General features: G+C 57.1%; 12 protein-coding genes and 1 pseudogene. 11 read left to right on the top strand and 2 right to left on the bottom strand.

Annotation, left to right across the window (positions count from 1 at the left end; translation table 11 throughout):
• Positions 1-216 precede the first annotated feature (216 nt).
• The 5 genes from hemL (at position 217) to GFD32_RS18030 (ending at position 4920) form a co-directional block, all read left to right on the top strand.
• Complete coding sequence (gene hemL, locus GFD32_RS18050; protein WP_163577969.1) at positions 217-1500, top strand: glutamate-1-semialdehyde 2,1-aminomutase; 1284 nt, start codon at positions 217-219, stop codon at positions 1498-1500.
• A 497-nt stretch (positions 1501-1997) separates the two neighbouring features.
• Positions 1998-3056: a hypothetical protein gene (locus GFD32_RS18045; protein WP_163577968.1), complete on the top strand. Its 1059-nt coding sequence runs from the start codon at positions 1998-2000 to the stop codon at positions 3054-3056.
• A 102-nt stretch (positions 3057-3158) separates the two neighbouring features.
• Complete coding sequence (locus GFD32_RS18040) at positions 3159-3566, top strand: hypothetical protein (protein ID WP_163577967.1); 408 nt, start codon at positions 3159-3161, stop codon at positions 3564-3566.
• A gap of 14 nt (positions 3567-3580) precedes the next feature.
• Complete coding sequence (locus GFD32_RS18035; protein WP_240455701.1) at positions 3581-4270, top strand: C39 family peptidase; 690 nt, start codon at positions 3581-3583, stop codon at positions 4268-4270.
• Between the two features lie 26 nt (positions 4271-4296).
• Positions 4297-4920 (top strand): hypothetical protein, encoded by a 624-nt coding sequence (locus GFD32_RS18030; RefSeq protein ID WP_163577965.1) that lies wholly within the window; start codon positions 4297-4299, stop codon positions 4918-4920.
• Positions 4921-4983: 63 nt separating this feature from the next.
• Here the strand turns inward: GFD32_RS18030 and GFD32_RS18025 are convergent, their stop codons facing one another.
• Positions 4984-6075 carry a transporter gene (locus GFD32_RS18025; RefSeq protein WP_163577964.1) on the bottom strand — a complete coding sequence of 364 codons (1092 nt, stop codon included), beginning with the start codon at positions 6073-6075 and terminating at the stop codon, positions 4984-4986.
• Between the two features lie 41 nt (positions 6076-6116).
• Positions 6117-7571, bottom strand: a complete 1455-nt coding sequence (locus GFD32_RS18020) for a sigma-54 dependent transcriptional regulator (protein WP_163577963.1) — start codon at positions 7569-7571, stop codon at positions 6117-6119.
• A gap of 547 nt (positions 7572-8118) precedes the next feature.
• Between GFD32_RS18020 and GFD32_RS18015 the strand changes: the two genes are divergently transcribed.
• The 6 genes and pseudogenes from GFD32_RS18015 to GFD32_RS19860 all read left to right on the top strand — a co-directional run.
• Entirely contained in the window at positions 8119-8619 is a 501-nt protein-coding gene (locus GFD32_RS18015) for a hypothetical protein (protein ID WP_163577962.1), read from the top strand.
• Between the two features lie 5 nt (positions 8620-8624).
• The gene (locus tag GFD32_RS18010) at positions 8625-9380 is read left to right on the top strand and encodes a hypothetical protein (protein WP_163577961.1); all 756 of its coding nucleotides are present in this window, start codon (positions 8625-8627) and stop codon (positions 9378-9380) included.
• Between the two features lie 60 nt (positions 9381-9440).
• A complete protein-coding gene (locus GFD32_RS18005) occupies positions 9441-10361 on the top strand; it encodes a hypothetical protein (RefSeq protein ID WP_163577960.1) in 921 nt (306 codons plus the stop codon).
• 75 nt (positions 10362-10436) lie between these two features.
• Positions 10437-11147, top strand: coding sequence for a C39 family peptidase (locus GFD32_RS18000; protein WP_163577959.1), 711 nt, complete (start codon positions 10437-10439; stop codon positions 11145-11147).
• A gap of 35 nt (positions 11148-11182) precedes the next feature.
• Positions 11183-11986 (top strand): hypothetical protein, encoded by an 804-nt coding sequence (locus GFD32_RS17995; protein ID WP_163577958.1) that lies wholly within the window; start codon positions 11183-11185, stop codon positions 11984-11986.
• Positions 11987-12162: 176 nt separating this feature from the next.
• Positions 12163-12698 (top strand): annotated as a pseudogene (locus tag GFD32_RS19860) (hypothetical protein); the annotation flags it as partial.

The following is a 12698-nucleotide window of genomic DNA, read 5'->3' as shown; positions in this document are numbered from 1 at the left end:
GATGAGGGCTTGCCGGGCTGGGGTCTGGCCAGGCGCTGCCAGTATGACCAGAATGGTCGAGGCCGTTGTCGAAAATCGGGAACGGAACGCCATCGAGCGTGGAGTTCACGAGATTTTCACCACGGGTTCAGAAGTTATCCAATAATTTATCCACAGCCCGACGGTTTCGGGCGACACCATTACCGATTTCCAACCAGTGACTGCAATGAGGCTGCCATGACCACATCCGCACAGCTCTTCGAACAGGCCTGCCGGCACATTCCCGGTGGCGTCAATTCGCCGGTTCGTGCCTTCAAGGGGCTGCATCGTCCGCCGCTCTTCATGGAGCGTGCCCAGGGCGCCTATTTGTACGACGTGGAAGGCAAGCGGTACGTCGACTACGTGGGCTCCTGGGGGCCGATGATCACCGGCCATGCCGATCCCGACGTGCTGGGCGCGGTGCGTGAGCGTCTCGACAGCGGCCTCTCCTTTGGCACGCCCACGGCGATCGAGACCACAATGGCCGATCTCATCTGCGAGATGATCCCCACCATCGAGATGGTGCGCATGGTCAATTCGGGTACCGAAGCGACCATGTCGGCCATCCGTCTGGCACGCGGCTATACCGGACGCGACAAGATCGTCAAGTTCGAGGGCAACTACCACGGCCATACCGATTCGCTGCTGGTCAAGGCGGGCTCCGGAGCGCTCACCCATGGCGAGCCGAGTTCGCCGGGTATTCCGGCTTCTCTGGCCGAGCATACGGTAACGCTCTCCTACAACGATGCCGATGCGGTGGAAGCCTGCTTCGAGGAGATCGGCAGCGAGATCGCCTGCATCATCGTCGAGCCGGTTGCGGGTAACATGAACTGCATCCCCCCAGTGCCCGGCTTTCTCGAGACGCTGCGGCGGGTGTGCAACGAACACGGTAGCGTGCTGATCTTCGATGAGGTGATGACCGGCTTCCGCGTCGCCCTGGGCGGGGCCCAGGCACACTACGGGGTGCTTCCCGATCTGACCTGCCTAGGCAAGATCGTGGGTGGCGGTATGCCGGTGGGCGCCTTTGGCGGCAAGCGCGAGATCATGGAATGCATCTCGCCGCTGGGGCCCGTCTACCAGGCCGGCACTCTCTCCGGCAATCCGCTGGCCATGGCAGCGGGTATCGCCCTGCTAACCAAGCTGCGCGAACCCGGCTTCCACGACGCTCTGGCTCAGCGTGTGGAGACCCTGTGTCAGGGCTTGCAGGAGCGTGCCGATGCTGCCGGGGTGGCCATGATCACTCAGCGTGCCGGTGGCATGTTCGGGCTCTTCTTCACCGGTCAGAGCCGTGTGGAGAACTTCGCCCAGGCCACCGCCTGCGACGCCGACGCTTTTCGCCGTTTCTTCTCGGCGATGCTCGACGAAGGCGTCTACCTGGCGCCCTCGGCCTTCGAAGCGGGCTTCATGTCCAGCGCTCACCTGCCGGAAGACATCCAGAAGACGCTGGATGCCTCGGAGAAGGCATTTGCCGCTCTAACCTGAAGGCGTCGATCTCACCGCCCGCCTTCTGGACGACCGCGTCTTCCGTGTATCGGAAAGGCGCGGTCGTGTCACGAGGATACCCCGGCCTGTTTCAAATGCGGAACCGGGGGAAATCTCGCTAACCGCTTGTCTTCTCTCCCACTCTCGGGAGAATCGATTACCCTGCTAAGGGAAGTGTTAACTTCCTGAAAGGTGGCTGGCCGGAATCACTGCGATTGCGGTCGGTTCAGTCGTTGCCTCTAACCTGGCTGCGCTTGGCAACCCTATGATTTTCATTGTTTGCCCTCCGTTTCCGAATGGGTGGCATGTATCGTGCTTTGTGTAAATGGACGGTAAGCCAGAGTAACTGAAGTGCACGGCAGCGCCGCTCGACTCCTCCATCATCCCATCGACGGGAACGATGAAGCGGCGGTTGTCGATGTCTTCAGGCCGGGTCGAGTCCGCTCTGACTGGCGTCTACGGAAAACGATTCATGCATGAAGAAACGGAGAAAGACCATGAACAAGTACGTCCTAGCGGGTACGTCCGTCCTGGCATTGGTGATGGCCATTTCCACGGCCCATGCCAACCCGAGCGCTGGTGTGGCTGATGAGGTCAAGCAAAAGGTCGAATCGACCGCGAAAGCCTATGGCGGCAACAGTTGGGCGAATGGCAGCACGGGCCCATCTGGCACAGGCGGTGGTGGCGGTACGAGCAGTGGCGGCGATGCCTGGGCCATGAGCGAATCCTATAACACTTCCACCAGCGTGATTGCCCTTCAGGATCTCAAGTCCAAAGTCTCTGGTGCGAAGATCTACATCTCAGCGGGTGACGGTGCCAGAGGGGCCGATGGAGGTCGAGGTGGTGACGCAGCTGCCGTTCCCGTCTCTATTGGCATCGGCGGCAACGGTGGAGAAGGCGACGGTGGTGAAGGCGGCAAGGGTTATGCCAAGGCCGGTGACGGTGACGACGGCGGCAAAGGCGTCGGCAAGGGCATGGGCTTCGGCCACAGCGTAGGGGCGGGCGACGGCGGCGATGCCGATTCCGAGAACGACGACGGTTATGCCGGCAGCTACTCCGACAGTGGCAAGGCTTACGCCAAGGTCGACGACTTCAAGAACGACGACAACAACGCCAACACCAATGCCGCCAGCAGCGGAGCTGCTACCAGCGGCGCCGCCACCTCCAACCAGACTTCGTCCGGTGGTACGGGCGGTGCAGGCTCCGGCACGGCGACCTCCACGGGTACGGGTACCGGCACGGGCACCGGCGGCGCAGGCGGCGACGGCGGTGCAGCCACGGCAGCGGGTGGCAATGGCGGCGCCGGTAACGGCGGCGGCGGCGGCGGCGGTACGGCCACCAACGGCGACACCCTCGCTCAGGCCGGCAATGGCGGCAACGGTGGCAATGGTGGTGCCGGAGGGAATGCCACCCTGGCCACTGGAGCGGCCACCATGGCAGCCGGTGCCGGTACCTTCGGCGGGATTGCCAACATGAACCTGTCCACCGGTATCTACAACTCCCAGCTGGCAGCGACCAACGTGGCCGCGCACAGCAACGTGAATATCGGTAACTGATCGACGATCGAGGTGACGAGTCGGGGGCGGGTCGGCGTAGATCGCCAGCTCGCCTTCGGCCGATACCGAGTCGTCGTCACGTCACTCTGGGGAGTCGATGTCATGAACCGTGCACTGAAGATGGGTTGGATGCGATATCCGGCAGTGGCCACTGGATTGGTGTGCTTCCTGAGCCTTTCGGGGATCAGCCTGGCCGAGGAGAGAGTGCCTGCGAGCGTCGGCGAGGGATTTGCAGCGCTTCAGGAAGTGGAAGGCGGCGAATTGGAACGACTGCGCGGTCGTGAAGGTTTCAGGGATCTCGTGTCGGTACAGAGCGTTCAGAACATGGAAGCGGCCGTCAGCGATGCCTCTTTTACCGCGGGAACCATTGTCACCGGCGGCATTCGTGTCGAAGCGGGAGCGATGGAACGCTTCTCGGGCATTGGCCAGTTCAACATGCTGACGGGCAATGGAAACGCCGTGAATACCGGCGTCACCATCAGCATCTACGCGCCAGTGCAGAATCCCTGAACGGGAGAATGGCCATGAAAAAGACTGCGTTGGTCGTGACTGCGTGGTCGCTGGTTGCCTTACCTGCCGTGGCCGGTCCCGTTACGGTCGCCGGCGCTTTCGGCTCCTTCACCGTCCAGGCGCGCAGCCTCAACGAAATGCGTTGGGACCAGGTAGTACCGCAGCAGTACGACTACAGTTGCGGCGCTGCGGCCGTGGCGACACTGCTGACCTATCACTACGGACGCGAAACGACCGAAGCCGAGGTATTCGAGAGCATGATATCCGTCGGAGATCGAGAACAGATCGAAACCGAGGGATTCTCGATGCTCGACATGAAGAACTATCTCGATAGCCAGGGGCTCGATTCCGATGGGTTCAAGGTCGATCTGGATGACTATCTCAGCATTGGTGCACCTTCCATCACCTTGATCGATACCGGCGGTTACAAGCACTTCGTTGTCATCAAGGGAATGGACGAGGATCGGGTGCTGATCGGTGATCCGGCAGTAGGCAGTGTGGTCGTATCCAAGGAGCATTTCAAAACCCTCTGGGAGGGAACGGTGCTCGGGGCCAGAGCGGAAATGGCCGTTGCCAAGCAGAACTTCAACCATGAGCGAGACTGGGCCATTCGCCCGAGTTCTCCTATCGATCAGGGACGTCGGCGTGCTGACATCGGCACGGCGATGTTGTTGATGCCGGGGCCCAATGAACTGGGGAAATGAAATCGCGAACTGCCAGGAGGCATGTGATGAATGGTTATCGGCGTTTGCTAGGAACCATGCTGATGATGACCATGGGACCGGGAATGGCCGCTGGGGTGCAGGCAGCCGGTTTCCTCGATGAATTGGAGAGTCGTGCGTATGGGCAACCAAACGATTCCAATGGATTTGCAAGCCCGGTTCTGGAAGTCATCGATACCGCGGAAATGGCCGAGTTGAGAGGCGGCTTCTCGATCAATGGACTCGATATCGCCTTTGGCGCCAGAGTACGGTCGATGATCGATGACGTGATGCAGCAGACCATGGTCGAGTTTCGCAATACGGGGCCACGTGTCATCTCACAGACACTGACCGACCCGACCGGCAATGCTCATGATATCAATCCCTCCACGAACAGTTTGGTCAATGTGAGTCCCGATGGCATCTCGTTGCCGGGTATGAGCAATTTCTCCGGTATGGCACTGAATGATGCGAAAGGTTTCACGGCAGTATTGCATCAGATTACCAATCAGGCCATCATCGGTAGCGTAGTTAGCAATGCCAGTGACAGAAGTATCAGCAACCAGATCGATGTCGATATCGCCATCAATAATATGGAAGCACTGCGCAGTCTGAGTGCGCATACTCGTGTCATCAACTCGCTGTTGCGTTGAATGTCACTCCGTGCGCTTCCGCCCCGCATGGCAACCCATGCGGGGCGCTCTCGTTCATGATCGTCAATTGACGCCAAAGGGCACTCTCAGTGTCAGCACGGTATCCGGCGCATCATCGGAAATGCCCAGTTCCAGGCCAAGGTTGACGGACGTCTTGGGGCTGAGCTGGTAGGACCAACCCAGCAGTAGAGAGGCAATGTTCAATGAACGGGAGCTTTGCGTCGTTGAGTTTCCGTTACTTCCGATGAACTCGGTCTTGGTATCGTCGATGAAATCGTTCTTGAAGCCCAATGTGAAGGAAGAGCGTTCATTGATGGCATAGGCCATTCCGAAACTCAGTCGTATAGCATCCCCTGGGTCGACTTCACCAATGCGGATTTCGTCGGTTATCTGCTTGTTCACGTCATCCTTGATATTGTACAGATAGCCAAGATTGGCAAAGTAGACGGCAGGATCCGACGGGAATAGCATGGTGATGCTAGGCTCTACGGAATGAAAACCCGAGCCGGTGGCGAGCTCTCTTTCGATGCCATCGGAGTCGCGGCGAATGTCGAAGGGTCCCTCGCCAGTCGTCGATTTGTAGCGCAGATTTCCCACGAAGTAGGGCCAGCCGTTTTGCCCGCTATTCAGCTGATAGTGTATTGCAGCTTCGATATCACCGAGTCCATTACTGCTGATGTCACGCGATATATCGAATTCCTGCTGCCCTTCCGTGGTAGCGACCGTGGCAAACAACGCGTCGTCACGATAGACGTAAGGCACCTTCAGCTCCAGCTCCAGCCGGTCGGTGACGCCGAGGCGGCCGGTCATGGCGGCGGTCCAGGTGTCGCGGTCGGCATCCTCGGCTTCGAACACGCCGATCAGCAGGGTACTGAGTATCTCTATGCCACGAAAAGTCAAGCGGTTCACGCTGGCATGGGAGTACTGCAGCGAAGGCTCCAGAACCAACTTGCCGCGCGGCGTTAGCACGCCCCCGATATCGGAAATGGCCTGCACTTCGGGCTGCGCTTCCTGTCGTACAGGGGCCTGACCGACCGGCGAGCCGCTATCGGGAACGTTTGCCGTATCGCTCGTCGCTTGGGCGAGAAGACTATTGGACAGCGATAGGCACAGGGTGCCGGCAGCCAAGATGTAGAGTGACTTTATCGGTTTCATGGCCTTGATCCCTTGGTATTGACTTGGGTGTATGCGTCGTTTCAGTGATCCGTGCTGTTATCGTCATGGCTTGTCTCGTCGTTCTCTCCTATGTCGGGCTCGGTTTTCTTGCGGCTACGAGGGGGCGGGCCTCGCCCGCGGTGCCAGTGGGAAATGTCACGATCGATACCGTGTTTTTCCATGAGCCGGTAGAGCGTGACGCGGGAGACGTTCAATTCCTTGGCTGCGGAAGAAATATTGTTATAGCAGCGAACCAGCGCAGATTGAATGGTTCGCTTTTCTGCCTGCTCCCGCACTTTATCGATGTGCACCGTCGGTAGTGACTCAGCCAAGAGTGGTAGGGCCAAATCTTCGGGCTCGATCCATCCGGAGCGGCACATGATCATGGCACGGCGAAGTCGATTGGAAAGCTCCCGGATATTACCAGGCCAGTGGTATTGCTTCATGCAGGCCATGGCCGCTTCGCTGATGCCATGGAAATTGGCTGGTCGGTCATCGCTATGGGTCAAGAGAATTGACTGGGCGAGACTTTCTATGTCCTCGAGACGCTCGCGAAGAGGGGGCACGAAAAGACTCAATACATTGATCCGATAGTATAGGTCCTCACGGAATTCGCCTTCGGAAATGGCTTTTCCCATGTCCACATGGGTTGCCGATACGATACGTACATCGACTTCGATATCCTCATGACTACCTAGGCGCTGGATACGATGATTTTCGAGAAACCGCAGTAGACAAACCTGCATGTCGAACGGAAGATCACCGATTTCGTCTAGGAAAAGCGTTCCACTCGATGCTGACTCGATATGACCGATGTGACGTTGGTAGGCGTCCGTGAATGCCCCTTTTTCATAACCGAAAAAAGCGGATTGCATCAGTTCACGGGGAATGGCACCGCAGTTGACGGTGATGAAGGGACCCTTGGCCCGGCGCGAATAGTGATGAATCGCCCTTGCAACCAGCTCCTTCCCCGCACCCGTTTCACCATGAATGAGAACGGGAGCATCTACTTTGGCGGTTTTTTGGATGGCATTGATTAGAGTCTTGACTCGGGGGTTATTACTTTCCAGTTTTCGCCCGTTGACGACAATGCTTTGATCAAAGTTATCCCTGCCGTCGAAACGTCTCATCCATTGTATAGCTTCGATGACTTCCAGAAGGCCCCGGTTGGGTAATGGTTTTGAGAAATACGTAAAGAAATGGTCCTGTATTAACTTTCCTATCATGAGATTGTTTTTCTGCTTTTCGTCGATTATCGCAATTAAATGGGTCTCTTGCAGAGGCTCGAGTAACTGATTGAATAAAGAGCTGTTTTTATAGATCAGGTCCAGATCCAAGATGGCAACGGAAAATGAATATTGTTGAGCCATGTCGATGGCTGAATTCATGTCATCGGTAATTTTCAAATGGTTCTGATATTCGGACAAGTTGTTTTTGATTTCCATTTTTAGGCTATCGGAACGGTATACCAGTAACAGGTTCGGTATCACGTCCATCGGCTGGCTCCCGGTACAACATGCAAGGCATGATTTTTTATTCAGATTGTTATTGCCTTGTCGGTTGACGCCATGTGCAGAAGCGTATCGATTTTTCCCTGGTGACCTATAAGGTAGGGCTCGGTTCATATTTTTGTAAAGTTATGTTTTTTTGTAGAAATGGTACGAAATAAACTCTTAATACGGTGCTATCGGGTTGGCTAATTAGCGAGCTAGAAAACTCATGCCAGGCTTTACTAGTGATATGAACCTGCGATTGGGTCGTTTCGTTTTGTTCACTAAATCAGCTAGTTAATGATAACCGAGTCGGCTGACTTTAGAGGCTTACCGCAAGGAAACGTAGCGGTGGTCATGTCTGGAAAAGGTGTATTTTTCCCATTGAAACAATGGCTTGTCGATGCTGACCGAGAAGTTTCGTACGGCGTTGTTTCATCAGCGTTGCAGTGACTGGATAGGGGCCTTTCGGCGCTGTCGTGTGGGCCTTGGGTAGGCCCCCGAAGCGGATCGAGAGTCACGAAAGCGAAGCAACGTTACATTAAGCTAACACTTGTCTCGTTTCCAATTCTTCATAAAACATAAGATAATCAATGGTTTAAATAGTTGGCACGGCTATTGCTATATACATATTGAAACAAATGGAGCCGCGGTGATGCCAACCAGATCGCGAGTCACGCAAAGGTTACAGATCGACGTTCAGCGCCATAGAAGGTTGCTGTCTGCCAGCCGGTGTATCGCGGTCATGTTGGTGGGGGCCGGGCTCGCCAGTCTGTCTTCTGCTGCCTGGGCTCAAGGATCTGAAGTTGAAGCACTTGGCACGCTGGCAAGTCGGGCATTCGACGGTGAAGCGCTCTCCCATGAACGCCTCGATGAAGTCCGCGGGAGATATGCGCAGAGTCAGGCTATCGCCATCGATGAAGGGCTCGGCGTCATTTTGTGGGATGAAAGCCGTTCGGTGGGCAAGAGCAGGGGCAGCGGCGGAAGCCGCCATCAGGCCAAGGGATACGACAACCATCAAAGCCAGACGGTGACGACGAGCAGCCGCAGGTGAATCCAATGACGATCGAAGACCGCATGACAACCGGACAGTGCCAGCAAAGCGGCCCCGCAGGGCAACACACAAGGGTTGCCTGTCCACGTCTGGCCGGCTGGCAACAAAGCCGCTGGGCGGCTTCCGCCTTGCTGGCTGCAGGAGTGTCGGCGCTCGTCATGGTGGGTTCCATCGGTGAAGCCTGGGGGCAGGAGAGCCTTTCCGATGATAGCTACTACCGAGTCTTCACCACTTACCGCGCTGCTTCCGTCATCGACGGCCACTCCCTGAGGGGCGTGCAGGGGGCCATCAACGTCAACATGGCGGCCGGTCATACCAATCTGCAGAGCAACTCCGGTGTCATTGCCATGGGCGAAAACGCCTTGGCCAACAACATCGTGGTGCAGGTGGTGACATCGAACAATCGTCTCGCGCCAGAGCAGGCCACCGCCGTGATCAAGGATCAGGCGCTGAGCCAGTCGGTTGGCTGGATTTCGGTCAACCAGGCCGCGGGACAGGAGAATGTGCAGAGCAACACCTTGAGTGTGGCTCTGGGCATTCGGGGCAGTTCGTTGAACAGCGAGTCGCTGAGTCAGGTGCTGTCCCGTACGCAGGAGTCGACCGAGGAGTCGGATGACGGCACGTCGTCACGGCGAGTCGCCATCGAGGATTCGGCCTTTGCCGGGTCGCGCGGCGTCATCCAGGTGAATCAGTCGGCAGGAAAGGGCAACGCTACCGGGAACCATGTCGGTGTCCGCATGACATCCGGTGCTCGTAGATAGCGGTAGTCGTGCCTTACAACATCAAGAGCAGAACTCTCAGGTTCATTCAGGAGAAAGATCATGAAAACGTTCGCAAAAGCCCCGCTCGCTCTGGCTATCGCTGCCCTGTTCGCATCTTCCTATGCGATGGCCACCGACAACAACGTCTTCGATACCGATAGCTACGTCGACTCCAAGTGGGAGAACGAAATCGAGGTCGAGATCGAGCATGAGGTCGAATTCGAAGCCAAGATCGAGATCGAGGACGAGTTCGGCATCAAGGATCCGGACAACTATGCGGCCGCCACCGTGGATCGCAAGCAGCTCGACCATGACAACGTCGTCAAGGCTGAGAAGAATGACAACGATGCCGTGGTGGGTGGCGATTCCGGCAACGGTGCCAGCGGCAATATTGGTATCAACGTGGCAGCCGGGGATCTCAACAAGCAGGCCAACGATACCTCCATTGCCAAGGGAACCGACAGCGGTTCATCGAATGGCGATGATGATATGTCGACTGCCAGTTTCTTTGGCGGTGGTGATTGGGGTGGAAACGATGATGAAAATGATGCCGCCATGGTCTTTGCCAAGGCAGCGACCTTCTCGGTGCAGTCGTCTTCCGACAACCGTTACTACAACGATGGCACCCAGAACAAGGCAGTGCTGGATAATTCGCTGCAAGGCGCTTCTGGCAATATCGGCGTGAACGTGGCGGCCGGCGCCGGCAACAGCCAGAGCAATGGCCTGGCACTGGCCGTGGGCAGCAACAGCTCCGCCGACGCCACCAGCGGCGGTGTGCAGGTGTCCTACGATAACCTCGCCGACAATGACCTCTATGAGGCTAGTGTAGGGCCGTTCACTATCTTCGTTCAGAACAACAAGAACGAAGCCAACCTGACCGGCGGTGCGCTGGCCGGCGCTACCGGCAACATCGGGGCCAACGTGGCTTCCGGCAACGGCAACATGCAGAGCAACACCCTGTCCATCGCTCGCGCTCAGTGAGTGGCATCGGGTGATTCGTCCCGGCCCGCCTAGCGGGCCGGGTTTTCGAATTTCCAAGCCGTGGCGGAGGCAAGCATGAAGACCTTGGCGGTTTCAATGCTGGGAATGATGAGCCTGGCCGTGAGTTTTCTGGTGGGAGCCAATCCTGCAGAGGCGGCACCGATACGTCTGGGCAATGTGGTGCCCGGCACCTCCGTCACCAAGGAGGTGCAGTCGATTCGCGAGCGTCGCTTCGAGAACCTCATTCCCCAGGAGACGGACTTTTCCTGCGGTGCGGCTTCCCTGGCTACCATTCTCAAGTATGCGTACGGGCGGTCGGATATCACCGAGGTGGAGGTTCTCGAAGGGATGTTCGAAGTGGCCGATCAGGAAGTGGCCGAGCGAATGGGCTTCTCTCTGCTCGACTTGCGCAACTACGTCGATTCGATCGGCCTGCGGGCCCGCGGCTACGAGATCGAGCAGGATGCCCTGGATGCCGTATCGATTCCCGTCATCGTGCTGCTGGATCTTGCCGGCTATCAGCACTTCGTGGTGCTGAAGAAGGTTTCGGGTGACAGGGTCTACATCGGCGATCCTGCACTGGGCAACAAGGTCATGGAGCGTTCGAAGTTCGTCGAGGCGTGGAACAACATCATCTTCGCGGTGATCGGCGAAAACTTCGATACGCATACCGTGTTGCTGGACCCGGCTCAGCCGCTGACGGCGCGCCGTCTGACGGATGTCTTCTCTCCGGTACCCAAGCAGCAACTTCTCGACTTCGGCTTTCGCCATGCCGAGGTATTTTGACAACCATAGCAGTCGAAAATCATGAGGGTGCAATCATGAAAGGCTTTGCTGGAAGGCATCAACGGCTTGGTGTGCTGAGCGTCGCGCTTGCCTCGGCATCGCTGACGATGACGGTACCATCGATGGGTCTTGCAGCGGTGGAGGCTACCGATTTCGAAGATCCGGTCTATCATGATGCGCGAATGCTGCCGGACGAAGAGTTGGCGGGAGTGCGTGGCAAGTTCGTGAATAGCCGCGAGGTACTCTTCTTCGGCGTCGAGATGTCCACGAAATGGATGACGGCGGCCGGAGAAACGCTGCATGCCCAGGCGGATCTGGGTATCGATCTGGATGGTGCGCGGCCGGTCACCCAGTTCTCGACCAATATCACGGCGACGACCCAGCAAGCCTATGCCGCTCAGCAGGCTGCCGGCGCTGGTTCGATGCCGGTGAACGATGCCGGCAGCGGCAATGCACGGGGCATCGTGCAGGTGGTTCAGGCAGGAGGGGATTTCAACAGTGCCAACAATGAATTCTGGATCGATGTCGGCCACGATGTGGACCGTAACGTCGCCACCGGCAATGGTGTCAGTCAACTGACCACGGACGGCGGAAGCAAGATCGATATTTCCCGGAATGCGTCAGGTCTGGGGATGTCGATGTCCATGCCGGGTGGAGACCAGGTGAAGCAGGAGATTCTGTCCAAGTACGGTCTTCGCCAGAGCGTACAGCTGGGCAGCGACCACCAAAATATTCAGAACGTTACCCGGCTGCGCGTGAAGATCGGCCAGATGAATGGTAATGGCCTGGACATGAAGCAGATGCTCGATGCGACTCGGGCACTGGATCGTTTGCGCTAAGAGTTTCAGTGAGTTTCATTCTCGGGCCGACCGTGATCGGCCTTTTTTATTGGATCGTGTTGCCAACGCTAGGGCCTGCTAGTCTAGCTAGGCGTAGCCCAAAATTTGGCCTTTTCGTCCGTTGGGGGGGAGGGCGAAATGCTCGTAGAGAGCCCATACGTTCAGGGGAGTTCAAGATGCTGGACAACAAGTTGAAAAACCAGGTACACGCTTGCACCATTCCAATTGCCTCTTGGCTGCTATTGCCAGTCGCCATGGGTGTTTCTAGCGCTGTTATGGCACAATCGAATGACGACGGCGTCGTTCGTGAAGCGCAGCCCAGCCAGAGCGTTCGCGACGTGCTTCGCGAGGAGCATGCGCTGTTCTCCGACCGTCTGACCATCGAGCCGGGGATCAGCTATTCTTACTCAGACAGGAGCCAGTTATTGTTGGATGGTTTTCTTGTCTTTGAAGCAATATTTCTTGGCGATATTAGCATAGATACCGTGGAGAGCCATACTACTACCTTTGATATCAGTACTCGTTATGGCGTCACGGATAGACTAGAGCTAGAGCTGAACGTTCCGTATGTATATCGTAATAGCCGTAAACGATCCAGTAACCCCACCTGTTGCGATGTGAGTCAGCCCGGTAGAGTGTCTTTCCAGTGCCACGGCAGCAGCGTGTCGAGGTCGTCATCTTCGCCAAGCCTCGGCAGAGTCTCGAACACGAA

Origin of the sequence: Halomonas faecis, from assembly GCF_010993975.1 — a bacterium.
Lineage (GTDB): Bacteria > Pseudomonadota > Gammaproteobacteria > Pseudomonadales > Halomonadaceae > Halomonas > Halomonas faecis.
Note: the sequence above shows the minus strand (reverse complement) of the source record. Positions and strands in the feature narration are given on the sequence as shown.